This window comes from Bacillus sp. 3G2 (genome assembly GCF_044324725.1).
Lineage (GTDB): Bacteria > Bacillota > Bacilli > Bacillales > Bacillaceae_G > Bacillus_A > Bacillus_A mobilis.
On record NZ_CP172246.1, the window covers coordinates 4,281,404 to 4,307,444 of the forward strand.

Genomic DNA, 26,041 nt, shown 5'->3' on the forward strand with positions numbered 1-26,041 from the left:
CTAGACATATAAGTTTAGTTGACTTTTTTGTATTTTCATTCAGTTACATTTATTTTAAATCTTCAGAAATTATACCAAAAAATAGAAGACGTTGTAAACTACAACGTCTTCTTATCCGCTAAATAAGTATAAATCGTTTCTGCGACATTTTTCGGCATACCTGCTTCGACAAATTCAGCTACAGAAGCTTCCTTCATCTTCTTTAATGAACCAAAATGTTTTAACAATACCTTTTTCCGTTTATCACCGATTCCTGGAATATCATCCAGTGCTGATTGAATAACAGATTTCCCGTGTAATTGACGATGAAATGTAATCGCAAATCGATGCACTTCATCTTGAATGCGCTGCAATAAATAAAATTCTTGGCTATTTCGCTCAAGCATCACAGGTTCCGGTGGATCTCCAATAATTAAATGGGAGGTTTTATGTTTGTCATCTTTTACAAGACCTGCCATCGGAATATATAAACCGAGTTCATTTTCTAGAACATCACTTACAGCTGCCAGGTGACCTTTTCCACCATCAATAATGATTAAATCTGGTAAAGGCAAACTCTCTTTCAGTGCCCTTGTATAACGGCGTCTCACAACTTCTCTCATAGACTCATAATCATCTGGTCCTTGAACCGTTTTAATTTTATATTTCCTGTATTCTTTCTTAGCTGGTTTCCCATCGATAAAAGCAATCATTGCAGAAACAGGATTCGTCCCTTGAATATTCGAGTTATCAAACGCCTCAATACGATAAGGTGTTTCAATCCCAAGCTGCTTTCCTAACTGATCTACCGCTTTAATCGTTCGCTCTTCATCACGTTCAATTAAGTAGAATTTCTCTTCAAGAGCAATCTTCGCATTTTTATTTGCTAATTCTACAAGATCTTTTTTCTTACCACGTTTCGGCTGTGTCGCTTCCACTTCTAAAAAGCGCTCTACTAACTCTGAGTCTATACTTCCTGGAACGACAACTTCCTTCGGCTTAAAATGACTGCTGTTCTCATAAAATTGACCAATAAACGTTAAAAATCCCTCTTCTGGTTCATCGTAAATTGGAAACATAGAAACGTCACGTTCAATTAGCTTTCCTTTTCGAACGAAGAAAACTTGAACACACATCCATCCTTTATCAACTGCATATCCAAACACATCACGATCCACTAAGTCACTCATGATCATCTTTTGTTTTTCCATAATCGCATCGATATGCGCAATTTGATCTCGTAACTCTTTTGCACGTTCAAATTCTAGTTTCTCTGAAGCTTCATACATCTTTGTTTCTAATTCTGAACGAACTTCTTTATGTCCACCATTTAAAAACTTAATAATTTCATCTACAATTTCTTTGTTTTGTTCTTCCGTCACTTCTTTCACACACGGTGCTAAACATTGACCCATATGATAATATAAGCAAACTTTATCGGGCATATTTGAACACTTACGAAGCGGATACATACGATCTAGCAATTTTTTCGTTTCATGAGCTGATTGTGCATTCGGATAAGGCCCAAAATACTTTCCTTTATCCTTTTTTACGTTTCGCGTAATGAGTAATCGCGGCTGTTTTTCAGCTGTAATTTTAATAAAAGGATATGTTTTATCGTCTTTTAATTGAATATTATATTTTGGATCATGTTTTTTTATTAAATTTAACTCTAAAATGAGAGCCTCTAGATTTGAGGAGGTTACAATATATTCAAAATCTACAATTTCTCCTACAAGCCGAAGTGTTTTTCCATCATGTGAACCAGTAAAGTACGAGCGCACACGATTTTTAAGCACTTTTGCCTTTCCGACATATATAACCGTTCCTTGCTTATCTTTCATTAAATAACAACCAGGTTGATCTGGTAAAATAGCCAGCTTCTCTTTTAAATGTTCGTGCACTCGTCACCCTCCATTTCTACATGCTTAGCATTTTTATTTTCACATGAAAACATACTATGCCAAAACACCCAACATACGTTCTTTCATTGTAACGGAAAGGTGTAAAAAAGGAAAATAAAAAAAGCTGCCAAATGGCAGCTCCTTTATTTTAAAAGTGTTTAGAAACTAATTCTACTAACGCTTCTTTCGGTTTGTAACCTAACGCTTGATCAACTACTTTACCGTCTTTTAATACGAAAAGAGCTGGAATGCTCATTACTTCGAATTGACGAGCAGTTTCTTGGTTTTCATCCACGTCTACTTTTACTACTTTTACTTTTTCGCCTAGTTCTGCATCAATTTCCTCTAATACAGGAGCGATCATTTTACAAGGTCCACACCATGGTGCCCAGAAATCTAATAATACAACACCTTCGCTAGTTTCAGATGCGAAGCTTTGGTCATTTGCGTTTACAATTGCCATTTTATTTCCTCCTTCAAGTATATTCTACCAAGAGTATATCATTAACTTATATACGTGGCGAATAATATGTATCGTTATGTATTGTAACAAAAAAGTGTTCCTTTATACTATATAAAAATACGGATTACATACTAAAAAGATGAGAGACAGGGGATCTCTCACCTTTTTCTATATATAGGGGTACTTCACTTGGAACTCAAGGGTACTCAAATCATGAATGTACTTTTAACTTTTTAAACTCTTCTGTTAAAAGAGGTAAGACTTCAAATAAATCGCCAACAATACCATAGTCAGCTACTTTGAAGATGCTTGCTTCTGGATCTTTATTAATCGCAACGATTATTTTCGAGTTAGACATACCAGCTAAATGCTGAATCGCACCAGAAATACCGCATGCAATGTATAAGTCTGGCGTAACAACTTTACCAGTTTGACCAATTTGTAATGAGTAATCGCAATACTCAGCGTCACAAGCACCACGAGATGCTCCAACAGCGCCGCCTAATACGTCAGCTAACTCTTTTAATGGCTTGAATCCTTCTTCACTCTTCACACCGCGTCCGCCAGCGATAATAACTTTCGCTTCAGAAAGATCAACACCTTCTGCAGTTTTACGGACGACATCTTGAATGATTGTACGTAGGTCTTTCACATCTACTGTAATAGAAGATACGTCACCACTGCGAGACTCATCTTTTTCAAGCGTTGCAATGTTATTTGGACGCACTGTCGCAAATAAGATACCGTCTGTTACAATCTTCTTCTCAAATGCTTTACCAGAGTAGATTGGACGAGTGAAGATAACATTTCCACCTTCAACTTCTAAAGCAGTTACGTCAGAAACTAGACCAGCTTCAAGTTTCGCTGCTAATTTTGGTGATAAATCTTTACCAAGTGCTGTATGTCCAAATACAATACCTTCTGGCTTTTCTTCAGCATATACAGCTAAAAATGCTTGTGCATATCCATCAGATGTATATGATTTTAATTTATCATTTTCAACTGTCACAACGCGATCTGCACCGTAATGAATCAATTCATTTGCAAAAGAGGCAACGCTGTCTCCAACTAGAAGACCTACTACTTCACCGCCTTCTGCAATTGTTTTTGCTGCTGCTACCGCTTCAAACGAAACGTTACGTAGCGATCCATCACGAACTTCACCCATTACCAATACTTTACGAGCCATAGATTTTCCCTCCTGCATATATAATTTCGTATTTTATTAGATTACTTTCGCTTCTGTATGGAGCAACGATACAAGTTCTTTTACTTGATCTTGCAGCTCGCCTTGTAACACTTTTCCTGCATCTTTCTTAGGAGGCAAATAGATTTCAATTGTTTTTGTCTTTGCTTCCACATCATCTTCTTCTAAATCTAAATCATCTAATTCTACTTCTTCTAGTGGCTTTTTCTTCGCTTTCATAATACCTGGAAGCGATGGATAACGCGGTTCATTTAAACCTTGTTGTGCTGTTACTAAAACTGGTAAAGAAGTTTCAATTACTTCCGTATCACCTTCAACATCACGCTCAATTTTCACATTCGTACCGTCAATTTCAAGTTTTGTAATTGTCGTTACGTATGGAATATTTAACGCTTCTGCTACGCGTGGACCAACTTGTCCAGATGCACCATCAATTGCAACGTTCCCACCTAAAATTAAATCTGCATCTTTATCTTTTAAATATTCAGCAAGTACTTTTGCTGTCGTGAACTGGTCACCATTTTCAACGTCATCTTCAATATTAATTAATACCGCTTTATCGCAGCCCATCGCTAATGCCGTACGAAGTTCTTTCTCACTATCTTCGCCACCGACTGTTACAACAGTAACTTCGCCACCTTGTGCGTCTCTTACTTGAATTGCTTCTTCAATCGCATATTCGTCGTAAGGGTTGATGATGAATTCCGCTTCGCCATCGTAAATTGCACCGTTTTTAATTACGATTTTTTCTTCTGTATCAAATGTTCGTTTCATGAGTACGTAGATGTTCATTCCATTTACCCCCTTGTTTTTCAGAAAGATTCTATCAATTCTAATTTTCTGTTAATTTATATGAAAAAAATAATTGAACTACCTGCCACTAAATGAAGGTTTACGCTTTTCTAAAAACGCTGCTACACCTTCTCTTCCATCTTCACCCGTAAATACTTCACCAAAGATTTGAGCTTCGCGTTGTACACCTTCATAATAATGAGACGATTTCGTCGTTTGCAATAACTCTAGTACAGCACGAGTCGTCGCTGGGCTTTTTCCAGCAATCTGTTTTGCAACTTTAAGCGTATCATCTAAAAATGTTTCTTCAGCAAAAACTCCGTTAACCAGTCCCCATTTTAATGCTTCTGCACCAGTAATCGGTGTACTTGTTAACATCATTTCACAAGCTTTCGCTTTCCCAACATAACGTGGTAATCGCTGTGTACCTGCAAATCCAGGAATTAAGCCAAGTGTTAATTCAGGTAAACCAAGTTTTGCACTTTCAGTTGCAAAGCGCATGTGGCAAGACATAGCAAACTCAAGACCGCCGCCAAGTGCCGCTCCATGAATTGCCGCAATAACTGGTTTTGAACATTTTTCAACGCGCTCAAACGTAACTTGTCCAAGCTGCGCTAATTCTGTCGCTTGCTTCGCTTCAGTAACAGATGTAAATTCTTTAATATCTGCTCCCGCCGAGAAGAAGCGCCCTTCACCGTGAATTACAACAACACGAATGTTATCATCTTTCTCCACTTGATCAATTAATTCAGTAACGTCATGCATAACTTGTGAAGACATCGCGTTAGCCGGCGCATGATTTAACGTCGCCACCGCGATATGATCTTCAACTCTTACAGATAGGAATTTCAACATGATCCCTCCCATTATTGACGATAACCACAAGCTGCAATAAGTAGCCCATGTACCGTTTTTGAAAGTGCGACCAGATCATACTTATGATCGCTCATTACCCAATTGGTCACAACTTCATCTACTGTTCCAAAGATCATTTGTCTTGCCACGCGAACATTTAAATCCGCTTGGAATTCACCTTGCTTTATACCTGTCTCTAAAATCTCATCCATAACTTGTAAGTAGCCTTTTAATACTTCATTTATTTTCAGGCGTAAGTCTTGATTGGACTGTCTTAGCTCTAATTGCGTAACGATAGCAAGAGGAAAATTTTGTGACAACAGCAAGAAGTGCGTTTCTACCAACATGAACAATTTCGATACAGCGCTTTCAATTCCTGCTGTTTTTTGACGAATTGTTTCGACAAATTCTCCCATCTTCTCTTGGAATAAGGATATTAATATATCTTCTTTATTTTTAAAATATAAGTAAATCGTGCCATCAGCTACCCCAGCTTGCTTTGCTATTTTAGAAACTTGCGCTTGGTGGTACCCATTCTCCGCAATCACAATGACTGCCGCATCAATAATTTGATTGTATTTCGGTCTATTTTTCTTCACTTTACTGTCCCCTTCAAGAAGATGACTGAATGAATAGTCATTCATATTCTTATAATACTGACTATTTAGAAAAGTGTCAATCCTATTTTTTCAAAAAGAAAGGGCCTTAGCCCGTTTGCTCATCCTCATTCTTTTTTTTCTCTTCATCTATTAGGACACGACGTAAAATTTTTCCAACTGTCGTTTTCGGCAGTTCATCTCTAAACTCATATACTTTCGGCACTTTATAAGCCGCTAAATATTTACGCGCAAACTGGTTTAATTCTGCCTCAGAACACTCCATGCCTTCTTTTAACACAACAAATGCTTTAACTGTCTCTCCTCGGTACGGATCGGGAATTCCAATCGTCACTACTTCTTGCACTTTTTCATGCTCATATAATACCTCTTCTACTTCACGAGGATACACATTAAAGCCACTCGCAACAATCATATCTTTCTTACGATCTTTCACATAGAAAAATCCATCTTCATCCATGTAACCTACATCCCCTGTATGGAGCCATCCGTCTTGTAATACAGCGGCTGTTTCTTCTGGCTTATTCCAATACCCTTTCATAATTTGAGGACCCTTTACAACAATCTCACCAATTTCACCCGGAGGTAAAGCCTCTCCAGTTTCAAGTGACATAATGTTTGCCTCTGTATCCGGCCACGGCACACCAATACTTCCTGGCACGCGTTTTTCCCACAAAAAATTCCCATGTGTAACTGGCGACGACTCCGTTAATCCATAACCTTCTACCAATTTTCCACCTGTAACTCTCTCAAACTCTTCCTGCACTTCTATAGGAAGCGGGGCAGATCCACTAATACAAGCCTCGATAGAAGAAATATCATATTCTTTTAAGAGGGGACTATTTAATAGAGCAATATAAATGGTTGGTGCCCCTGGAAATAGTGTGACTTTATGTTTTTTTATTGCTTCAAAAACCATCTTCATATCAAACTTCGGGATCAGCACCATTTTATACCCTTGCATAATACTTAAATTCATTACAGCTGTCATCCCATATACATGAAAGAACGGAAGAACACCAAGAATTACTTCTTCTCCTTCTTTACAATTATATAGCCAATGCGCTCCCATTAAAGTGTTCGAAACAAGGTTTTTATGCGTCAACATAACCCCTTTTGGAAATCCCGTTGTTCCCCCTGTATACTGCAAAAGAGCTAGATCATTTTCAGGATCACAAGGAACTTCAACATTAACATTACTTTCTCGTTCTACTGATTTCCATAGATGAATCGTTTCACTTTCCGACACATTCACAACAAGATTTGCCTGCTTTTTTTGTACAAATGGATAAAGTAAATTTTTAGGGAAGGGTAAAAAGTCCGCAATACGGGTTACGATAATATGTTCAATTTTTGTAGCAGCTTGAACATTCGTTACTCTTGGAAACACTAAATCGAGACAAAGAATTACTTTTGCTCCCGAGTCATGAAGCTGGTATTCCAATTCTCTTTCTGTATATAGTGGATTTGTTTGTACTACGATACCTCCCGCAAGTAATGTACCATAATAACCAATTACAGATTGCGGACAGTTCGGCAACATAATAGCAACTCGATCACCCTTTTCCACACCGAGCTTTTGAAGATAATTTGCAAATCTCTTCACCTTATCGTGGAAGTCTGAAAATGTAATATCCTTCCCCAAAAAGTGAAGCGCTTTCTTTTCTGGATAGCGAGAAGCCACCTGTTCCACATATCCATGAAGCGGCTGAATATCATAAGAAATCGTACTTGGAATTTCTTCTGGATAACTTTTCAACCATGGTTTTTCCACCTTCATTCCCCCTTCAAATACATAAAAAATAAATGAATGTTCATTCATGATGGTTGTTTTCATTATATTATAGTCGCCATAACGTTACAATCATAATATTCTGACTTTTATATAACTATGCTTCACTCCATTAACTTCTTATTATATGTATAAACTCTCCTAATCTATAAAAGAATAAGAGAGTTATTATTTAGCTTAATCTTATTATCGTTAACACAGCTCCTGGTGTAGTTGTTGATAATGTGGCAACAGCTAACAAACCAAATAGTTGCAAACTAATAGCATCTCCTGCTGCAAGAGTTGTAATAATTGTTGCGCTAAATGATGTGGTTGCTACCGCAGGAGAATTAATCGTCCCAGCAAGTGCCCCTCCATTAATTGTAATCCGTGAACTGACTAATAATGAAGCCGTTATATTAATCGTATATGAAATATAATAATTCCCAGCATTTGCAACCGTAAATACTGTGTTTCCACCAGAAACAGTAATTCCTGGACCGATGTTTTGATTATTTGGAAGCGGAACATTCGTTCCACCTAGAAGTACCGATATCGCTGTTCCTGACGTATTATTTGCAAATGCATACGTCGCCGTGATACTTGTACCTGTTACTCCCGTTGGACCTGTCGAACCTGTTGATCCTGTTGCTCCCGTTGGGCCTGTTATTCCCGTTGATCCTGTCGAACCCGTTGATCCTGTTGATCCCGTCGGACCTGTTACTCCCGTTGATCCTGTTATTCCCGTTGATCCTGTTGGACCCGTCGGACCTGTTGATCCTGTTGGGCCTGTCGCTCCTGTTGGACCCGTTGATCCTGTTGGACCCGTCGGACCTGTTGATCCTGTTGGGCCTGTCGCTCCCGTTATTCCTGTCGCTCCTGTTGGACCCGTTGATCCTGTTATTCCCGTTGCTCCCGTTGGACCCGTCGGACCTGTTGATCCCGTTGATCCTGTTGACCCTGTTATTCCTGTCGCTCCTGTTGGACCCGTTGATCCTGTTATTCCCGTTGATCCTGTTGGACCCGTCGGACCTGTTGATCCTGTTGGGCCTGTTGGACCCGTCGGACCTGTTGATCCTGTTGGGCCTGTCGCTCCCGTTATTCCTGTCGCTCCTGTTGGACCCGTCGGACCTGTTGATCCTGTTGGGCCTGTCGCTCCCGTTATTCCTGTCGCTCCTGTTGGACCCGTTGATCCTGTTATTCCTGTCGCTCCTGTTGGACCTGTTACTCCCGTTATTCCCGTTGCTCCCGTTGGACCCGTTGATCCTGTTATTCCCGTTGCTCCCGTTGGACCCGTCGGACCTGTTGATCCCGTTGATCCTGTTGACCCTGTTATTCCTGTCGCTCCTGTTGGACCCGTTGATCCTGTTATTCCCGTTGCTCCTGTTGGACCCGTTGATCCTGTTATTCCCGTTGCTCCTGTTGGACCTGTTGGACCTGTTGGACCCGTTGGACCCGTTGATCCTGTTATTCCCGTTGCTCCTGTTGGACCCGCCGGACCTGTTGATCCTGTTGGGCCTGTCGCTCCCGTTATTCCTGTCGCTCCTGTTGGACCCGTTGATCCTGTTGGGCCTGTCGCTCCTGTTGGACCTGTTGGGCCCAGCTTAGGAACTGTCCCATCACAACTAAAACAGCATGAATCAACATGTACACCATTTTGATTATTACACTCACAATATCCATTTTGATTATTACTCCATGAATACATGTTGATCCCTTCCTTCAAATTCAATCTTTTAAGTATAAACAACAACTTAGAAAACGCTTATCAAATAACACGGAAAAACTTTACTCCATACATTCTAATAATTATTACATGCAATTCTCACTCCTTTTGCTTGTACTTTCGCCTTCTTGCTCAAACGAAATTCTTTTTCTCTATTCTGCATATACATATAAACTTCAATCCAATTGGTGCATTCATTGGAGGACTACTTACAGTTGGAATTGTCTTTTCTTTTCATGAAAATTAGGATTTAGCCCAACAGCCCTTTCTTTAATAGGAATCGTTATTTCAGCTCTCGACTCAGCGATTATTCAAATCTTTATCGTTAGTGCAAATTTGAACGTCGCTGTACTTGAAGCACCTTATTTCTTATGGTTGATGAGGAAGAGTGGGAAGAAGATTAATTAAAAAAGAGGCTTCTTGTCAAAAGCCTACATTTTTATTCGTTCTTATAGGGCAAAAGGAAACTATCTTTTTTTCACGAATGTAACCTATGAACATAACTAGGGGGGATAAATATGTACCAAACTATTGAAGGCTTCTTGCAATCATGGACATACGAGGCTGAGTCTACTCAAAAAATGCTCGATGCATTAACAGATGAGTCTTTATCACAAGAAATTGCACCTGGGCACTGGACGTTAGGCAGAGTTGCTTGGCATATCGTGACGGCAATGCCTGTTATGCTATCTGGCACAGGACTTAAGTTTGACGGAGAGACGAAAGATTATCCTGTACCAACTTCTGCAGCAACAATTGCAGATGAGTATCGTAAAGTGAATACGGCTTTTGTTGAAGCCCTTCAAGGTGCATGGACTGATAAAGACTTAGCTACTATTAATGACTTCTTTGGTCGTCCTATGCCGAATTCTATATTTTTAATGACACTCATCAATCATCAAAATCATCACCGCGGACAAATGACAGTTTTAATGCGGCAAGCTGGCTTAACAGTTCCTGGCGTATATGGCCCAGCAAAAGAAGAATGGGCTGCAGCTGGCATGGAAGCTCCTAAAATGTAACAACAAAAAAAGACAAGGGATTTACAAACCTTGTCTTTTTCTGTAACTTGTTTCATGTGAAACTATTTTTTACTAAATGGTTGTTTTATGGAAAAGATAGGTTAAAATGAATACATATTATGAAGAGGAGCAACCAAATTGAATACAAAAAATAAAAAAATAGTTATGGGAACTATTTTACTAACTTCTATTATTGGAGTTATTAGCGTATCTCTTTATTTCACAAGTTATGGTACCCCTTGGGGGAAACAAACAGCAGTTACGGAATCAAAAGAATATATTACAAAATACTTTGATCTAGATGCAGAAGTCAAAAATGCTTCTTACGATGCTAAAATGAATAGCTATGCAATCTCCTTTGAAACAAGTAAAGACGGAGATTTTACTATTGAATATAAAAGTCCTAATAACTTTAATATTTCTCCAGGAGTGCAAGAGTATTTAAGCAAACACTCCAAATTTACAGAGTAGTAACGAAGCATACATATACAAAAAAGAGTTGGTGTAACGCCAACTCTTTTTCTTATTCTTGTCATACAGTTACATCTTCCTTCTCTATATTTTTAATTCCGTAACATGCAATCACAACTCCAATTGCTGCAAGTGCCAGTTGAAGAGGAAGAAAAGTTGCTACAGAAAACGTAGTGCTATTCATTGCAATTGATACAACTATAAGGGATGAAACAATTGTAGTCGGCACTGAACGTTTACGCATTCCGAAATATAGTGGGATTAAACTTATTCCCGCAGTTGCAACGGCTAAAGGAACAAGGTTTATCCCTTCTCGCATCAATTGATCTACTGTGAATGAATTAGGAAGAATTGAAAAATAGCTATCTATCCCAAAGAACATTCCTACTACTAAAATATTAGATAAAATAACTGTTATAAATGTTACTAGCGCTATAATGGCCAACTTACTACTCATCATTTTCCTCCGATTAATAGGATAAGAAAACATAAGTAGTATTGTTTTGTTTTTATATTCACCAATTATTAACCTTGCGATTAACACACTACCAAAAATAATAAATGTTGCTCTTACTAATGTACTAGCCATTAACAAAACCATCTGTGGATCTCTCATTTCTGGATCTCCTTCTATTTGAGAAACGATGCTCGTAAAGATCAGTAATGCCAGTATAGCGACATTTGCAATAATCGCTCCCCTTACATACCATCCAAGCTTAAACTTCTTCATTTCTAGCTTCATAAGACGTAGCATAATAGTCCTCCTTTCATTTACATTTTAATCGATATAAATCGCTCCTGTTTCACTTAAAATCTTCACTTCGTTTTTTGCATCACCAATGGTTCCTGCTTTTACCTTTTCTGTATTTTTATCTTTCTTAAGTCCTTTTACATTCACCATTACGTCAGACGAATTACTTTTAGCCGTAAATTTTAAAGATGTCGGAATACCTTTATACCGTACGCCAATATCTCCTGATTTTGTTTCTACAAATAACGATTTTCCTTCTTTCATATCTTTCAGTAATACTTCACCGGATGTTGAAATGATGTTCATATTTGAGTTACTTACATTTGTTATATAGTTATCACCAGTCGTAGACTTTATATTTAATTCTTGTACTGAACTATCTTTTACAGCTAACTCTCCACTTTTCGATATGAATTCACCTTTCTCCGCTGATAGTCCTACAACCATTTCATCTCCAGACTCACTTTTTGTCACGATATTTTTCACTTCTATATCGCTTATTTTCACATCACCCGATTTATTATTTAATACAATGTTATCTATTTCTTTCTTCGGAATAACTATAGATATACTATTTTTCTTCTTAAACGTAAAACCATTAAAGAATCTGTTCATCTTTTGCTTTTGCTTAATCACAACTTTATTTCCTTCATGTTCTATTTCGACGGGATCTAGATTTTTATCTGCTCGTTGACCTTGGGCGAAAATCACTATTTTGTTAGCGTCTGTACCTTTAAATTCAACATCCCAGTTTTCATTGTCCACTTCTATTTCCTTTATATGATTTATCTCAAAAGACTTTTCTTTCTTAAAATCCTTCCCCTGAAATGTCTTAAAACCAAAAATCGCACTAGCAATTGTCAGAAACAAAATTGCAATTACTATTATTTTTTTCACCATTCATACCCCAGTTCATTGTTGTTTTAAGCTTATTTTACGCCACATCAATCTTGTCGATTTTACGATACGATAGATAACTAATGAAAATTCCTAATAAACAGAGTGTAATTGGAATAACAATATAATCATAAAAGCTTACACCATTTCCATAGTTACTGTTCACTAACATCCCAATTATTACTGCAGACGTAATCGTTGTCGGTGCCGATTTCTTTCTCATCCCAAAAAATAAAGGAATTAAACTTATTCCAGATATCATAAATGCACTTATAAAAGTAGCTGGAACGGTAGCTATTATTTCCCCCATCGTCATAGGTGTTTCAAACAGCCCCATCATTGGATTCATAAGAAATATGAGCAAACTAATACTGAAAGTAGCAATAATCATGCTCACAAAACAAAAACTAAAAACAATTGTTAATTTCGCTCTCATTAACTTTTTCCTTTGTAGTGGATACATAAACAATAGTTGCATCGTTTTGTTCTTATACTCATCAATTACTAAACGTGATAAAATGACCGCACTAAAAATAAGAAAAGTCATCCTAATAAATAGGTTTGCTAAAATCATATACTTTGTGAAATCAGTGAGCGCCGCATCTCCTTCACCTTTCGCTCCCAACCCCATAAAACTTACCGCAGCAAAAATTGCTATAATACAAATGGCTACCCCTTTACAGTAACTAGATAATTTATGTTTCTTCCATTCAAGTTTCATTAATTTAAACATATAAACCACACCTCCATTACTGACATAACGATCTCTATGCTACTAACATTCTAATTCCAGCCGTAACTACGCTTACTATTCCTATCACTAGTAAAATTAACGGCCATTTCCGCTCAGGTTTTCTATAATATAAAATCCCACTTATGAACATTACAATCAATCCACTTACTAGATTCACTAACAATCCATTAAGCATGAATGCCCTCTCCATCCATTACATTTAAGAAATATTCTTCTAAGGAACTATGTTTTTTATTAATACTTTCAATTTCTACATCGTTCATAATAAGTGCTTTTGAAATAGCTTGCTGCGTCGCCTTCAATTCATACACACGAATCATGTTTCCACTCATTATTTTGTAATTTTTTATACCGAGTTTATCTTCTAAAATATAAGCTGCACGCTTCACATCAGGAACAGTAATTTCAATGTACTCTGTTTGTTTTCCGTTAATACTCTTCATTGAAACTTCTTTTATTAGTTTTCCATTTTGAATCATACCGATTGTATCTGCCATTAGTTCCATCTCGCCTAAAATATGACTAGAGACTAGTAACGTAATACCATATTCTTTGCAAAGCATTTTAAATAAGTCTCTTAATTCTTTAATACCAATTGGATCTAAACCGTTAATTGGCTCATCTAAAATGAGTAATTCTGGCTTCGTCATAATCGCCCTTGCAATACCAAGTCGTTGCTTCATCCCTAATGAAAAATCTTTTACTTTTTTATCATCTATACCGTGCAGCTTCACTAAATGTAAAGCATGATCAATTGCGTTTTTATCGTAATACCCCATATATTCACAATGTAATTCTAGGTTTTCCTTCGCCGTTAATTTATCATAAAAGACTGGATATTCGATAATTGTCCCCATGCGCTTTAACAATTCATAAGATGTATCCGTTAACTTCTCACCAAAAATTTCAATATCACCGCTCGTCGGTTTTATTAAATTTGTGATCATTTTCATAATCGTTGTTTTACCTGCACCATTCGGTCCTAAGAAACCGTATATCTCGCCTTTTTTCACATGCATGTTAACGCTAGAAATAACTTCTTTCCCTTTAAACACTTTCGTTAACTGATTCGTTTTTAATATATATGTCATGTCACTGTCTCCTTTCGCACTACCTTATACTTCTATAATAGACAACGGAAATCTCTTTTTTCTTACCGGTTCCTTACAAATTCCTTACGCTGAAAAAAAGCTTGTAGAATTTACTTCTCTACAAGCTAAAACAGCATCTTTTTTAATACAACTGTAAAAATTGTTTTTTCATACGGCTTACTAGAAAGATGTATTTTTCCATCCATCGCTTCCACAAGCCTTTTCGTAATCGTTAACCCTAAACCGCTTCCTTGATACAATCTATTTCTAGAATCTTCCAGTGTATACATACGTTCGAATACTTTATCAATATGAGATTCGTCAATTCCTTTTCCTGTATCCCATACATCTATATACACACTCGTTTCATCATCTCTTAACGTCATACCAAGTGTCTTTCCATCGCCTCCATATGTAATCGCATTTGATATTAAATTATTCAACACCCTGCCTATTACTTCTACATTTCCAAGTGCAAATATATTTCTTTCTGGTATATCAATATGAACTTGAAACCCTTTCGTCGTCACTAAATCATAAAAAGATAAAATCTTCTCCCGACAAACTTCATTCATATTTACTTTTGTCATCTCGATTGCCTTGTCACCAGATTCTAGCTTTGCTAAATCAAAAAACTTATGAATTAGTTCCATTACTTCTAGTGTTTTCACATGCACCTTTTCAAGTAATATTTGCTGTTCTTCTTTGTTCATCGTTTTATCCTTATTTAACATTTCTGTATATCCAAGAATAACTGTTAGTGGCGTCTTTAAATCATGTGAAATATTTGAAAGCATTTTTCTCATCGAAATTTCTACCTTTGCATGATCTGCATTCGTTTTCTGTTTTGCATCTAATAATTGATTAATTGCCACTAATAATTTTTGCAATTCTAGATCATCTGTCATAACGAGTAACTTCTCGCCTGTTTGTCCATTTACAATACTTTCTAACTTTTCATATGTGTATCGTAAATTTTTACTACTATTTTTTCTCATTTTATATTGTATGTAAATGACGCATAACAATATAAAAATAATACCTAGTAACAAATTGACCATATTACATCACTTCCAACTTATAACCGATGCCCCATAACGTTTTAATATATTCTGGATTAGATGGATCACTTTCGATTTTCTCTCGCAATCTTCTCATATGAACATTAATAACGTTATCGTCACCGTAATACTCTTCGTTCCAAACTAACGTATAGATTTGTGCTTTCGTAAATACACGATTTTGATTTTTGACGAACAGTTTTAAGATCTCAAATTCTTTTAAAGTAAGTTTGAGAGGCTTCCCGTTTTTTTCTACCGTAAAATTAATTGGATCAATTGTTAAATCACCAATTTGAATCATCTTTTCTGTTTCTTCTGTAGCTGAATATTTCGTAGACCTCCGAATACCTGCCTTTACACGTGCAGCTAATTCAATCATAGAAAATGGCTTACAAATGTAATCATCTGCTCCAAGTCCTAATCCAACAGCTTTATCAACATCGGTATCTTTTGCTGACATCATTAAAATCGGAACAGCACTTTTTTCTCGAATAATTCGCACAACCTCTAAGCCATCTAACTTTGGCATCATAATGTCGAGAATAATCAAATCAAATGAACCTTTTAAATATGTGTTCACGCCCTCTTCTCCATCAGACGCAATTGTTACTTGAAAGCCTTCTTTTATTAAATACTTTTCCACCATCTCTTGAATTGAAATATCATCTTCAACTAATAAAATATGATGTGACATATGTCTATCCCCTTTTTTTACAAACATTAACATTTTAATTGTATCGTAACGACTGAACACTGTGAAGAATTATATGAATTTTCAAACCAACTTCCCTTCCTTCCATAACAATGATATGATGAAATTTACTACGATAGTTCATAATTAACTTTATATAAAGGAGACTTTATCATGTCAGAAAACAAAAAAGTAAGCTTAGCTGATTTAATGCGCGAACAACTTGCAAAGAAAAAGCAAGGTAACGGTAATGGTCAAACTGCCAAAAACCAAAGCCAAGAAACAAAAAAATTACAAAACCAACAAACGAAGAAAACAAACAACCAACGTAGACGTACAGGTGTATAAATGAACGGACAAAAGCGTTCTAATATCGCACCAGGTCTTGAAGTTGATATTGTATTAAAACAAGATCAACGAACGGGCAAACTAACACGTGGCATTGTAAAAGATATTTTGACAAACTCCCCTTCTCATCCGCATGGCATTAAAGTGCGATTACAAGACGGGCAAGTCGGTAGAGTACAAAATATCGTTCAATAAGAAAAGGAGCTCAAGTAAACTCGAGCTCCTTTTTCTTTATTAACCTCTAATTTTCTCGATGAAAACTACTTTTAAATAGTCTCCTTCTTTAAATTGATCAATGGTACGGAAATCTTCTGGTAAAGAATGTTCTTCTAATATTTTATATTTGCCATTCATTTCTTTAAATGCCGTATCGATAAATCCTTTAAACTTTTTCATATCAAATGCGCTACAATTTGTAGAAGCAACGATAATCCCGTTATTTTCTGTAATCGCAATTGTTTCTTTTAATAAGTTTTTATAATCTTTCGCTGCACTAAATGTATATTTCTTTGAGCGTGCAAAGCTTGGAGGGTCAAGTACGACCATATCAAATTTCATCTTTTTCTTAGCTGCATATTTGAAATACAGAAAGACATCTTCTACAATAATGTCTTGCGCTTCATAATCAATTTCATTTACACTAAACTGCTCAATCGTTTTACTTAAACTACGATTTGCAAGGTCGACACTCGTCGTTTTACTCGCTCCACCAAGCGCTGCAAATACAGAAAAAGCGCCTGTATAAGAGAACATATTTAACACGGTTCTTCCCTTTGCATATTTATCACGAATTTGTTTTCGAACGTTTCGTTGATCTAAAAATACACCAACCATCGCTCCGTCGTTTAAATACACCGCAAAGTTCACGCCATTCTCTTTTACGATAAGCGGGAATTCACCGCGCTCTCCTGCTACGAAATCATCGCCTTCAATGTATTTCCCTTTCGTATCAAAACGCTTTTTCTCATAAATACCTTTAAAGTTTGCTACTTTTTGAAGAGCTGCTATAATCTCATCTCTGAAAGTATAAATCCCTTCACTATACCAACTTACTACATAATAGCCATCATAATAATCGATGATTAAGCCACCAAGACCATCACCTTCACCGTTTAGGGCGCGGAATGCTGTCGTATCACCTGATTTGTAAAATTGCTTTCGTTTATGTAAGGCAGATTTAATTTTACTTTCAAAGAAAGATTGATTAATTTGTTCACTCTCTTTTCTCGTCAAAATCCAGCCGTATCCTTTATTTTGTTTTCCATAATAACCTTTTCCAACAAAATGGTTCTTCTCATCTACTACTTTAATGATTGTTCCTTCTTCCTGAACATCATTTAAATTTTGAATTGCATCTTTTAAAATAAGCGGATATCCACTTTTAATTTCTTTTATAAATTTCGGTTTTATTTTTATAGTAACTTCTGATCGCATATAATAACTTCCTTTCCATTTGCATGCTTTCTCTACAGGAAGCATTTAAAAAACGAGACTGAAAAAACAGCCTCGTTTCACTATACCATATTATTGCTTTGCTAGTACAACTCGCTCATACTCTCGCTTAACGGCCCCATATTTACTACATTTTGAACTGAAATTCTTACTGTCCAACATAATAGAAAAAATCCTTATATATTTCACATTTACCATTGACAATGATAATGATTTTCATTATCATTTAATGTATATGAGTTCTCGAAAATACAGGCTACATTTAATAGGAGGAATAAAACATGATTATTGTTACAAATACAGCTAAAATTACAAAGGGAAATGGACATAAATTAATTGATCGTTTTAATAAAGTAGGTCAAGTTGAAACGATGCCAGGCTTTTTAGGATTAGAAGTTCTTTTAACGCAAAATACAGTTGATTATGATGAAGTAACAATTAGCACACGCTGGAATGCAAAAGAAGATTTCCAAGGTTGGACGAAGAGCCCAGCATTTAAAGCAGCTCACTCACATCAAGGTGGAATGCCAGATTATATTCTTGATAATAAAATCTCTTACTATGATGTGAAAGTTGTACGTATGCCAATGGCTGCAGCACAGTAAACATATTTCTTTTTTTAAAGTATAGAATATGAGAAGCGTTACCACTTCTCATATTCTATACTTTTTTATTTACTGTCTTTTTACTAGTTTCGCATGCACGACTAACCTTCCTGCTTCCGGATCAAGCGCATAGTCACACGTCGAAAGTGTTACGATTTGATCACTTGCTGCCAATTTTGTATCCGTTTTGTACAACGATTTTTCTTGGATTCTCTCCAAAAATGATGTATATTCCGTATCACTGCTAAAATCCGTTTCAATGTAATAAAAATCAGTTGTTGTTGTATACACCGCGAACACTTCAAGATCATATCCTTCAAATAATGTATCGTAATATAATTTACGATGTGACAGGAAGAACGCTTCATCTAACATTTTCTTTAAACTTCCAAACATAGAACCATCTTTCATACGGTGACCATATAAAATAGTATTTCGATTTTGAGATTTCACATCATTACGATAGTCCATAAAGATGCTTCCTGCTCTCATATCTTCACCTTTATAATTACGAAATAAATAGTAATCATTGTCTTTCGCTTGAACGATTGGATAATTAATCTGTGTATCATCCATCGTAATCCATCCAACTATTTCTTGGTTAATTTGCTGCAAAGCTTTGAACTGTTTACGCACTTCCCCGTCTTGTGATTGCTCTTCCATCGGACTTTTTTCATAAATGTTTTGTGCTTCGGCCATTACTTTACGATTTTCATAGTAATCCATGAAAATATCACCTAATTCATATACTGAATAGAAAAAGGTACCTAAAAAAACAACTGTAAGTATTCGTTGAAAAAAAGAATTCTTCTTCCGTTCTTTTTTACTACTCAAATTATCACCTCAAAACGGATTGTTCGCATATTTAAATACCCATTGGGACCATATACAATCCTGTATCTTCATCTTGCTTTACAACGACATCTACACCGTATATCGTCTTTATCATACTTTCTGTCACAACATCATTCGGCTTACCTTTCGTAACAATCTCGCCGTCTTTCATAACGATGATATGATCACTATAGCGAATCGCTTGATTAATATCGTGTAATACCATAACAATCGTCAATCCATGTACTTCATTTAACTCTTTTACTAGCTCTAATATTTCAAGTTGATAATAAATATCTAAATAGGTGGTCGGTTCATCTAAAAAGAGCATTGGTGTTTTCTGAGCTAACGTCATAGCAATCCAAACACGTTGTCTTTCTCCACCAGATAAAGCATGAATCTCTTTATCACGTTTACTTAATAAATTCGTACATGCTAAAGCCCTTTCGATTGCTTCTCTATCTTCATCAGTTTGCGAGGAAAAAATATTTTTATGAGGCATACGACCAAAACTTGTTAATTTCTCCACCGTCATATCTGCCGGTGCTTCATTTTGTTGATGGACAACGGCTAACTTTCTAGCAAACTCTTTCGGTTTATATTGGCTAATCGCCTTTCCATCCAGTATTACCTCTCCGCTACGAGGATCGTGATTTCTTGACATCACGCCAAGTAATGTCGATTTCCCACAACCGTTTGGACCAATAATTGTTGTAATTTTACCAACTTCTATTTCACTACTAACCGACTTTAATCGATCCGTTACATTATCATACGAAAAGGTTACATTTTTAATTTCCATGAACTTTATCACTCTTTCTAAGCAAGAATATTAAGAATGGCCCACCAATAACTGCCATAATCGTCGCCGCTGGAATTTCGTTAGGTGGCACAATTAACCTTCCAATCGTATCCGCCGTCAAAATTAATAACGCTCCTGCAAGAGCAGAAAATGGAATTAATACTTTATGATCTGAACCGACTAGTTGTCTTGAAATGTGCGGAACGAGTAATCCTACGAAAGCGATAACTCCTGCAATCGCTGTTGATACCGCCGCTAAAAGTACTGCAATAGCAGAAATAATAAGACGAACTCTTGTCACGTGCAGCCCTAAGTTTTTCGCAGTCTTATCTTGTAACGATAATAAGTTACACCAAGCTCCTACAAACAGAGCAAGAATAAGACCAATTGTTCCATACGTAACCATTATTTCTACATCGCCCCACGTCTTCATCGTTATGTTAGAAGTCGTCGTTTGCTTAATACTCTTAATGAAATATCCACAAATTGTAATGAACGATTCATTTAATCCAGTGAACATCGCATTAATCGCTATACCAACTAAAATAATACGAAGTGGACTTAACCCTGACTTCCATGAAAATGCATAAACGAGATAACATGCGAACGCACCACCTAAAAAGGCGAATACCGGTGTCCAGAAAAAGAATTGTGGGAACAGCGTAATAATAACAAGTGTCATAAAACTCGCCCCTGAAGATATACCGATTACTCCAGCATCAGCAAGTGGATTCTTCATAACAGCTTGAAAAAGCACACCTGAAACAGCAAGAGCCGCCCCGGTGAACAGCGCAATAATAATACGCGGGAAACGTAAATCTTTAATTACTTCAACATCTTCATTGGTCCCTGTAAATATCCCTTGTACAAGGTCCACTATCCCTATTTCTAAACTCCCTTTCATTGCTGACAATGATGTCATAACAATAAGCAATGCAGTAACAATGAGGAAACTCCAAGTTTTTTTATTCATTCCACTCTTCCTTTATATTAAAATGCATCACGGATACATCATTTTTTTCAATTCATCTAACGCTTCAATTGCTGCTAAATTGCCTGTCGTCCCAAATAAACGCTCTTCTAAATCGTAAACACGGTTATTTTTAACTGCAGCGAAGTGCTTCCATATGTCATTTGTTTTAAATTCTTTATCAAACATTTTCACAACTTCATCAGGCATACCATGAGCTGCTCGTAAAATAATGTCTGGATCTGCTTTTTTTAAATACTCTGTATTAGAAGCTAAATATTCTACTTGTTCACCTTGTACAATATTTTTACCACCTAGTTGTTTCACTAAATCACCAATGTAAGAATGCTCTGTTGCTACTAAATAACTTCCCGGCACACCTAATAAAATAAGCACTGTCGGTTCTTTCTTTCCCTTTACTGCTTTTTTAATTTCTGCAACTTTGTTATCTAACTTCGTTACAACTGCTTCAGCCTGTTTTTCGCGTCCATATTGCTTACCTAATTTACTAATGGAATTTTGCATATTTTCCAAACTAGTTAAGTCTACAAAGTTTGCTTTCATACCTATACCATCAAAAACTGGCTTTAATTCATATTCAAGTGTTGTCACGGATAATACTTCTGACGGCTTTAATGATTTTACCTTTTCCATATCAGGACTCATCGGATTCCCGACTTCAGGTAAACCTTTATATCTCTTTGGTAAATCTTTCGTACTCGTTGGAACACCAACTAAATCGACTTCTAACGCATCCATAATTTCAGTAACAGCGACTGTCGTGGCAACAACTCTCTCTTTACTCTCACTCTTTACCTGCTTTACTGCTTCTTTTTTGGGCGCCGAGCATCCAGCTATACTCACTAATAAAATGATAGCCATTAGTACACTTGCAAGTTTCTTCACTCTCAATCACCACTCCTTTCCGAACAATATGAAACAAGTCTTGATGCATGCGAACATGCATCAAGACTTCAAAAATTACAATCTACCTGCTCTATATTTACGAACTAGTAAAGCAAGTGACCCAAGCAGTAGCACCATGTATAAGCCTAGTTGTGCTGTATCTGCCGTTTTTGAGTTTTTCTCTTTTTTCGAATCATTTTTTTGGTCTTCTTTTTTCTTCTTATCATCTGCATTTCGGTTAAAATCAGGATTTTCTACTTTTTTTACATGATCTACTTGCGGTGTAATCACTGGATTGTTCGAATCATTTTTCGGATCTTTTTTTGGATCCTCTTTAATCGTTCCTAACCCACCAATATTATTTGTATCAAATTGAATTTGGACATCGTAGAAATGATGGTAGTTCATTTCGTTGATATCAACTTTTACTTTTGCATTTAATTTTGCAAATAAATCACTTACTTCAAATTGCACTACTCTTGTATTTGCATTTTTATCTTCACTCACTAGCTTTGCATCAGCAAATAGACCATTTTTTTCTGTTTGGAATTTCGTAATCCACGCACTATTTTTCAGCGTCATTTCAATGTACTTTTTACCATCTTTCACGATTAATTTTGCTGGATGTACAGTGTAGTCATGCATCTTTGAAAGCTCATTTGTTTTATCCTTTAACACTTTAAATGGAATATCATATTCACCATCTACTAAATTTTTTGGATCAACTATTACCTTTGGTTTATTATTTCCACCTTGGTTATCGTTTCCGCCCTGATTGTTGTTTCCGCCTTGGTTATCGTTTCCGCCCTGATTGTTATTTCCACCTTGGTTATCATTTCCGCCTTGGTTACCTAAAGCTTTAATACTATTTTCATCAAATACAAATTGAACATCGTAGAAATGGTGATAATTCATTGCATCAATATCTACTTTTACTTTTGCATTTAATTTTTTCGATAAATCATCTACTTCTAACTCTACTACTTTTGTATTTTGCTCTTTATTCTCACTTAACACTTTTGCGTTAACAAAAGAACCATTTTTCTCAAACTCAAATTTTGTAATCCATGCACTATTCATTAATGTAAACGATACATACTTCTTACCATCTTTCACTTTTAGTACAGCTGGACTCTTTGTATATGTGTTCATGATTGAAATTTCTTCTGTTTTATCTTTTAAAACTTTAAAGCCAATACTGTAGTCACCATCTTTAAGAGCTTTTGGATCAATGGTTGTGTTATTATCTTGGTTATTATTTCCGCCTTGGTTGTCTTTTCCACCTTGGTTATTGTTTCCGCCTTGGTTATTGTTTCCGCCTTGGTTGTCTTTTCCACCTTGGTTATTGTTTCCGCCTTGGTTATCGTTTCCGCCTTGGTTGTCGTTTCCGCCTTGGTTGTCGTTTCCGCCTTGGTTGTCATTTCCGCCTTGGTTGTCGTTTCCGCCTTGGTTGTCGTTTCCGCCTTGGTTATTGTTTCCGCCTTGGTTATTGTTTCCACCTTGGTTGTCTAACGGTTTAATGCTACCTTTATCAAATGCAAATTGAATGTCATAGAAATGGTGATAATTCATTGAATCGATATCTACTTTTACTTTTGCATTTAATTTTTTTGATAAATCATCTACTGCTACTTCCACTACGCGTGTATCAGCTTTTTTATCTTCACTTAATACACTTGCATCAACGAACGAACCATTTTTCTCAAATTCAAACTTTGTAATCCACGCACTGTTCGTTAATGTGAATGATACATATTTTTTACCATCTTTCACCTTTAACAAACCTGGACTCTTCGTGTACGTGTTCATCATTGAAATTTCTTCTGATTGATCTTTTAACGCTTTAAAGTTAATGCTGTATTCGCCGTCTTTAATTGTTTCAACATTCGGCTTCTCTACTTCTGGTTTCTCTACCTCTGGCTTCTTATCACCATCTGGTTGCTTTTCTTCGTTCTTAATTGGCTCAAGTTTTTCTTGATTAAATTGAAGTTGTAATTCATGCGTTTGTTTATAATTTTGTGATGCCACTTCAATAAATACTTTTGTATTTAACTTTTTAGATAAATTGTCTACTTCAAATTCTACTACTCTTGTATTTTTCTCTTTATTTTCACTGATTACTTTTGCATCAACAAATGAACCATCTTTTTCTGTTTGGAAATTTTTAATTGATGCGTTATCTGTTAATGTTACAGTCGCTTTTTTCTTACCGTTTGCTACTTTTAATACGGCTGGACTTATTAACTTGTCTTTCATTCTAGATTCTTCATCTGTCTTGTTTTTTAACACTTTAAATGGAATGCTATAATTCCCATCGTTAATTGTGTTAGAATTGGGTTGTTGATCTGAGTCAGGCTTTTGGTCGGGCTTCTGACTTGGATCCGGTTTTTCATTTGGATCTGGCTTATTCGCTGGATCCTCTTTTTCATTTGGCTTTTCTGCTTTAATTAGTGTAATACTACTTGAATCAAATTTAATGCGAACGTCAAAAACATGATGATAATCCATTGCATCGATATCTACTTTTACTTTTCCATTTAAAAGGTTTGCTACATCGACTACATCGAATTCTACTACTCTAGTATTCTTCTCTTTATCCTCCCCTAGCACATTTACATCAACAAACTGACCAGCTTTTTCTGTTGTAAACTTCGTAATCCATTCACTATTCTTTAAAGTAAATGAGACTTTTTGTTTACCATCTTTTACTTTTAAAGTAGCTGGACTTATAACATAGTCATTCATTTTAGATATTTCATCTGACGTGTCTTTAATAACTTGAAAACCAATTGAATATTCACCATCGGCTAATTTAGTAGCTGCTTGAACTGCAAGAGGTTGTAATGTTGATACGAATGTAAATATCATTAAACACATCGCAACAACAATTTTAAGATATCTATTCAATGAAATAACGCTCCTTTATTTAGTTTTGACGTACTTTACGAATTAAGAAAACACCTGAAATAAGAATTAACGCTGCAAATAATCCGATGCGTGCTTCATCGCCTGTTTTTGGGTTATCTGTTTTTTCAGCTTTACCACTTTCATTTGTTCCTTTGTTCGCCTCTTTATTTGCTTCTTTATTCTCTTCTTTCTTCACTTCTTCTTTTACTTGTGTATCTGTTTTTGTTTGATCATTCTTCTTTGTTGCAGTAGTTGCTTTATTTTCTCCACCTACCGCTTTTACATCTGCATCAAACGCAAAGCGGATTGTGTAGTTATGGTCATAATTTACGTTTGGTACAACAACGTGAATTTTTGCAGCTGCTGGTTTAGATAAGTCGTCTATTTTAAACTCTACAGTTCTTTTATCTGCAGATTCATCTTTACTAACAACTTTTGCATCAACAAAATTCCCGTTCTCAGGTGCTTTAAATTCTGTAATCCAAGCACTATGATTCATCGGAATTTGTACTCTCATTTCGCCATTTTTCACAACTAGCTTAGCTGGTTTCTCAAAATAATCATTTGCCATAGATGCTGAGGCATTTTCCGCTTTTTGAATGACATAGTTAATATCATACGTACCGTCAGCTAGTTGTGCTGAAACTTTCCCATATGGCATGACAAGAAAAGCTAGCATACATACGAACGTTATAATAAAAGCGGGTAATACAGAAATCTTTCTCATTTGGCTTACTTCCTCCTTGTTTATCCTTCATCCATACTCTTTTTGAAAATGATAATTATTCTCAATTTATGAGAAAAAAATAATAATCCTCTATCATTATTTAATTGTAATTTGTTTATGTAATATAGATATTATTGATTATCATTCTCAGTGTATGTTAAAAATAATATCCCTCCCTATTCCTTATAAAGAGCGATTCATATTTTAACATAAGTCCCTATCCCTTTTGTTGATTATCATTCTCAATGAATCTCAAAAAAAATAACACTCACCATTCTCCTACTCTATCACCTCTATCTACAAAATGATATCGTTATAGAAAACCTTATACCTTTCACTCCTCACTTTCCTTCTAATATTTCCACAACTAAGTCAATCTTAGCCTAATGCTAATTTTTTTGTCAACTATATTACGTATAAAATTTTTAATATCTAAAT

Annotated in this window: 27 protein-coding genes and 1 pseudogene; 6 read left to right on the plus strand and 22 right to left on the minus strand. The window is 36.0% G+C overall.

All coding sequences use genetic code 11. The features are described 5' to 3' along the window. Window positions 1-98: 98 nt before the first annotated feature. The 8 genes from uvrC to ACHZK0_RS22005 form a co-directional block, all read right to left on the minus strand. Entirely contained in the window at window positions 99-1,883 is a 1,785-nt protein-coding gene (gene uvrC, locus ACHZK0_RS21970; RefSeq protein WP_061677093.1) for an excinuclease ABC subunit C, read from the minus strand. 148 nt (window positions 1,884-2,031) lie between these two features. After that, window positions 2,032-2,346 (minus strand): thioredoxin, encoded by a 315-nt coding sequence (gene trxA, locus ACHZK0_RS21975; protein WP_001018946.1) that lies wholly within the window; start codon window positions 2,344-2,346, stop codon window positions 2,032-2,034. 211 nt (window positions 2,347-2,557) lie between these two features. After that, the gene (etfA, locus tag ACHZK0_RS21980) at window positions 2,558-3,535 is read right to left on the minus strand and encodes an electron transfer flavoprotein subunit alpha (RefSeq protein ID WP_061677092.1); all 978 of its coding nucleotides are present in this window, start codon (window positions 3,533-3,535) and stop codon (window positions 2,558-2,560) included. Window positions 3,536-3,571: 36 nt separating this feature from the next. Next, the gene (gene etfB / locus ACHZK0_RS21985) at window positions 3,572-4,345 is read right to left on the minus strand and encodes an electron transfer flavoprotein subunit beta (protein ID WP_001029031.1); all 774 of its coding nucleotides are present in this window, start codon (window positions 4,343-4,345) and stop codon (window positions 3,572-3,574) included. A 78-nt stretch (window positions 4,346-4,423) separates the two neighbouring features. Beyond that, window positions 4,424-5,200 (minus strand): enoyl-CoA hydratase, encoded by a 777-nt coding sequence (locus ACHZK0_RS21990; RefSeq protein WP_000911294.1) that lies wholly within the window; start codon window positions 5,198-5,200, stop codon window positions 4,424-4,426. An 11-nt stretch (window positions 5,201-5,211) separates the two neighbouring features. Further along, on the minus strand, window positions 5,212-5,844 hold the full coding sequence (locus tag ACHZK0_RS21995; RefSeq protein WP_073516650.1) for a TetR/AcrR family transcriptional regulator: 633 nt from the start codon (window positions 5,842-5,844) through the stop codon (window positions 5,212-5,214). 61 nt (window positions 5,845-5,905) lie between these two features. Next, the gene (locus tag ACHZK0_RS22000; protein WP_270339849.1) at window positions 5,906-7,591 is read right to left on the minus strand and encodes a long-chain-fatty-acid--CoA ligase; all 1,686 of its coding nucleotides are present in this window, start codon (window positions 7,589-7,591) and stop codon (window positions 5,906-5,908) included. A gap of 190 nt (window positions 7,592-7,781) precedes the next feature. Then, window positions 7,782-9,296: a BclA C-terminal domain-containing protein gene (locus ACHZK0_RS22005; RefSeq protein WP_395760870.1), complete on the minus strand. Its 1,515-nt coding sequence runs from the start codon at window positions 9,294-9,296 to the stop codon at window positions 7,782-7,784. A gap of 193 nt (window positions 9,297-9,489) precedes the next feature. On the opposite strand from ACHZK0_RS22005, the pseudogene ACHZK0_RS22010 reads away from it, so the two are divergent. The 3 genes and pseudogenes from ACHZK0_RS22010 to ACHZK0_RS22020 form a co-directional block, all read left to right on the plus strand. Next, window positions 9,490-9,662, plus strand: a pseudogene (locus ACHZK0_RS22010) (iron chelate uptake ABC transporter family permease subunit); the annotation flags it as partial. A gap of 170 nt (window positions 9,663-9,832) precedes the next feature. Then, window positions 9,833-10,336 carry a DinB family protein gene (locus ACHZK0_RS22015; RefSeq protein ID WP_262743016.1) on the plus strand — a complete coding sequence of 168 codons (504 nt, stop codon included), beginning with the start codon at window positions 9,833-9,835 and terminating at the stop codon, window positions 10,334-10,336. A gap of 138 nt (window positions 10,337-10,474) precedes the next feature. Next, complete coding sequence (locus ACHZK0_RS22020; protein ID WP_262743017.1) at window positions 10,475-10,807, plus strand: spore coat protein C; 333 nt, start codon at window positions 10,475-10,477, stop codon at window positions 10,805-10,807. A 61-nt stretch (window positions 10,808-10,868) separates the two neighbouring features. Here the strand turns inward: ACHZK0_RS22020 and ACHZK0_RS22025 are convergent, their stop codons facing one another. The 7 genes from ACHZK0_RS22025 to ACHZK0_RS22055 all read right to left on the minus strand — a co-directional run bounded on the left by ACHZK0_RS22025 (window position 10,869) and on the right by ACHZK0_RS22055 (window position 16,055). Next, window positions 10,869-11,561 carry an ABC transporter permease gene (locus ACHZK0_RS22025; protein ID WP_262743018.1) on the minus strand — a complete coding sequence of 231 codons (693 nt, stop codon included), beginning with the start codon at window positions 11,559-11,561 and terminating at the stop codon, window positions 10,869-10,871. Window positions 11,562-11,585: 24 nt separating this feature from the next. Then, entirely contained in the window at window positions 11,586-12,458 is an 873-nt protein-coding gene (locus ACHZK0_RS22030) for a DUF4097 domain-containing protein (protein ID WP_262743019.1), read from the minus strand. Between the two features lie 34 nt (window positions 12,459-12,492). Then, entirely contained in the window at window positions 12,493-13,188 is a 696-nt protein-coding gene (locus ACHZK0_RS22035; RefSeq protein ID WP_262743020.1) for an ABC transporter permease, read from the minus strand. Between the two features lie 34 nt (window positions 13,189-13,222). After that, window positions 13,223-13,384, minus strand: a complete 162-nt coding sequence (locus ACHZK0_RS22040; protein ID WP_002112131.1) for a hypothetical protein — start codon at window positions 13,382-13,384, stop codon at window positions 13,223-13,225. After that, window positions 13,377-14,300, minus strand: coding sequence for an ABC transporter ATP-binding protein (locus tag ACHZK0_RS22045; protein ID WP_262743021.1), 924 nt, complete (start codon window positions 14,298-14,300; stop codon window positions 13,377-13,379). Before ACHZK0_RS22045 ends, ACHZK0_RS22040 begins: the two co-directional genes overlap by 8 nt. A 125-nt stretch (window positions 14,301-14,425) precedes the next feature. Beyond that, complete coding sequence (locus ACHZK0_RS22050) at window positions 14,426-15,361, minus strand: HAMP domain-containing histidine kinase (RefSeq protein ID WP_262743022.1); 936 nt, start codon at window positions 15,359-15,361, stop codon at window positions 14,426-14,428. A gap of 1 nt (window position 15,362) precedes the next feature. Continuing rightward, window positions 15,363-16,055 carry a response regulator transcription factor gene (locus ACHZK0_RS22055; protein WP_262743023.1) on the minus strand — a complete coding sequence of 231 codons (693 nt, stop codon included), beginning with the start codon at window positions 16,053-16,055 and terminating at the stop codon, window positions 15,363-15,365. A gap of 171 nt (window positions 16,056-16,226) precedes the next feature. On the opposite strand from ACHZK0_RS22055, the gene ACHZK0_RS22060 reads away from it, so the two are divergent. Both ACHZK0_RS22060 and ACHZK0_RS22065 read left to right on the plus strand, forming a co-directional pair. Then, entirely contained in the window at window positions 16,227-16,400 is a 174-nt protein-coding gene (locus tag ACHZK0_RS22060) for a hypothetical protein (protein WP_001293582.1), read from the plus strand. Then, the gene (locus ACHZK0_RS22065; protein WP_001014310.1) at window positions 16,401-16,595 is read left to right on the plus strand and encodes a YwbE family protein; all 195 of its coding nucleotides are present in this window, start codon (window positions 16,401-16,403) and stop codon (window positions 16,593-16,595) included. Between the two features lie 39 nt (window positions 16,596-16,634). Here ACHZK0_RS22065 and ACHZK0_RS22070 read toward each other — a convergent pair whose 3' ends face one another. Beyond that, on the minus strand, window positions 16,635-17,834 hold the full coding sequence (locus ACHZK0_RS22070; RefSeq protein ID WP_395760871.1) for a class I SAM-dependent rRNA methyltransferase: 1,200 nt from the start codon (window positions 17,832-17,834) through the stop codon (window positions 16,635-16,637). Between the two features lie 299 nt (window positions 17,835-18,133). On the opposite strand from ACHZK0_RS22070, the gene isdG reads away from it, so the two are divergent. Beyond that, on the plus strand, window positions 18,134-18,457 hold the full coding sequence (gene isdG, locus ACHZK0_RS22075) for a heme oxygenase (protein ID WP_000587815.1): 324 nt from the start codon (window positions 18,134-18,136) through the stop codon (window positions 18,455-18,457). Window positions 18,458-18,526: 69 nt separating this feature from the next. On the opposite strand, the gene srtB is transcribed toward isdG, so the two are convergent. The 6 genes from srtB to isdC form a co-directional block, all read right to left on the minus strand. Beyond that, entirely contained in the window at window positions 18,527-19,291 is a 765-nt protein-coding gene (gene srtB, locus ACHZK0_RS22080; RefSeq protein ID WP_270344155.1) for a class B sortase, read from the minus strand. Window positions 19,292-19,322: 31 nt separating this feature from the next. Further along, window positions 19,323-20,093: an ABC transporter ATP-binding protein gene (locus tag ACHZK0_RS22085; protein WP_262743026.1), complete on the minus strand. Its 771-nt coding sequence runs from the start codon at window positions 20,091-20,093 to the stop codon at window positions 19,323-19,325. Continuing rightward, window positions 20,083-21,066, minus strand: coding sequence for a FecCD family ABC transporter permease (locus tag ACHZK0_RS22090; RefSeq protein ID WP_097818329.1), 984 nt, complete (start codon window positions 21,064-21,066; stop codon window positions 20,083-20,085). The genes ACHZK0_RS22085 and ACHZK0_RS22090 overlap by 11 nt, the downstream gene beginning before the upstream one ends. 27 nt (window positions 21,067-21,093) lie before the next feature. Next, on the minus strand, window positions 21,094-21,975 hold the full coding sequence (gene isdE / locus ACHZK0_RS22095; RefSeq protein ID WP_395760872.1) for a heme ABC transporter substrate-binding protein IsdE: 882 nt from the start codon (window positions 21,973-21,975) through the stop codon (window positions 21,094-21,096). 69 nt (window positions 21,976-22,044) lie between these two features. After that, window positions 22,045-24,876 carry an NEAT domain-containing protein gene (locus tag ACHZK0_RS22100; protein WP_395760873.1) on the minus strand — a complete coding sequence of 944 codons (2,832 nt, stop codon included), beginning with the start codon at window positions 24,874-24,876 and terminating at the stop codon, window positions 22,045-22,047. A 19-nt stretch (window positions 24,877-24,895) separates the two neighbouring features. Continuing rightward, window positions 24,896-25,603, minus strand: coding sequence for a heme uptake protein IsdC (isdC, locus tag ACHZK0_RS22105; protein WP_262743030.1), 708 nt, complete (start codon window positions 25,601-25,603; stop codon window positions 24,896-24,898). Window positions 25,604-26,041: the final 438 nt, after the last annotated feature.

Bases quoted from the DNA above. Each gene is read 5' to 3' on its own strand.
- ACHZK0_RS22025 (WP_262743018.1), bottom strand. From the start codon at position 11,561: ATGCTACGTCTTATGAAGCTAGAAATGAAGAAGTTTAAGCTTGGATGG.
- ACHZK0_RS22085 (WP_262743026.1), bottom strand. From the start codon at position 20,093: ATGGAAATTAAAAATGTAACCTTTTCGTATGATAATGTAACGGATCGA.
- ACHZK0_RS22015 (WP_262743016.1), top strand. From the start codon at position 9,833: ATGTACCAAACTATTGAAGGCTTCTTGCAATCATGGACATACGAGGCT.
- ACHZK0_RS22055 (WP_262743023.1), bottom strand. From the start codon at position 16,055: ATGTCACATCATATTTTATTAGTTGAAGATGATATTTCAATTCAAGAG.
- ACHZK0_RS22005 (WP_395760870.1), bottom strand. From the start codon at position 9,296: ATGTATTCATGGAGTAATAATCAAAATGGATATTGTGAGTGTAATAAT.
- ACHZK0_RS22060 (WP_001293582.1), top strand. From the start codon at position 16,227: ATGTCAGAAAACAAAAAAGTAAGCTTAGCTGATTTAATGCGCGAACAA.
- ACHZK0_RS21990 (WP_000911294.1), bottom strand. From the start codon at position 5,200: ATGTTGAAATTCCTATCTGTAAGAGTTGAAGATCATATCGCGGTGGCG.
- ACHZK0_RS22070 (WP_395760871.1), bottom strand. From the start codon at position 17,834: ATGCGATCAGAAGTTACTATAAAAATAAAACCGAAATTTATAAAAGAA.
- ACHZK0_RS22040 (WP_002112131.1), bottom strand. From the start codon at position 13,384: ATGCTTAATGGATTGTTAGTGAATCTAGTAAGTGGATTGATTGTAATG.
- ACHZK0_RS22045 (WP_262743021.1), bottom strand. From the start codon at position 14,300: ATGACATATATATTAAAAACGAATCAGTTAACGAAAGTGTTTAAAGGG.
- isdC (WP_262743030.1), bottom strand. From the start codon at position 25,603: ATGAGAAAGATTTCTGTATTACCCGCTTTTATTATAACGTTCGTATGT.
- ACHZK0_RS21995 (WP_073516650.1), bottom strand. From the start codon at position 5,844: ATGAATGACTATTCATTCAGTCATCTTCTTGAAGGGGACAGTAAAGTG.
- etfA (WP_061677092.1), bottom strand. From the start codon at position 3,535: ATGGCTCGTAAAGTATTGGTAATGGGTGAAGTTCGTGATGGATCGCTA.
- ACHZK0_RS22050 (WP_262743022.1), bottom strand. From the start codon at position 15,361: ATGGTCAATTTGTTACTAGGTATTATTTTTATATTGTTATGCGTCATT.
- ACHZK0_RS22065 (WP_001014310.1), top strand. From the start codon at position 16,401: ATGAACGGACAAAAGCGTTCTAATATCGCACCAGGTCTTGAAGTTGAT.
- ACHZK0_RS22035 (WP_262743020.1), bottom strand. From the start codon at position 13,188: ATGTTTAAATTAATGAAACTTGAATGGAAGAAACATAAATTATCTAGT.
- isdG (WP_000587815.1), top strand. From the start codon at position 18,134: ATGATTATTGTTACAAATACAGCTAAAATTACAAAGGGAAATGGACAT.
- etfB (WP_001029031.1), bottom strand. From the start codon at position 4,345: ATGAACATCTACGTACTCATGAAACGAACATTTGATACAGAAGAAAAA.
- ACHZK0_RS22090 (WP_097818329.1), bottom strand. From the start codon at position 21,066: ATGAATAAAAAAACTTGGAGTTTCCTCATTGTTACTGCATTGCTTATT.
- ACHZK0_RS22030 (WP_262743019.1), bottom strand. From the start codon at position 12,458: ATGGTGAAAAAAATAATAGTAATTGCAATTTTGTTTCTGACAATTGCT.
- trxA (WP_001018946.1), bottom strand. From the start codon at position 2,346: ATGGCAATTGTAAACGCAAATGACCAAAGCTTCGCATCTGAAACTAGC.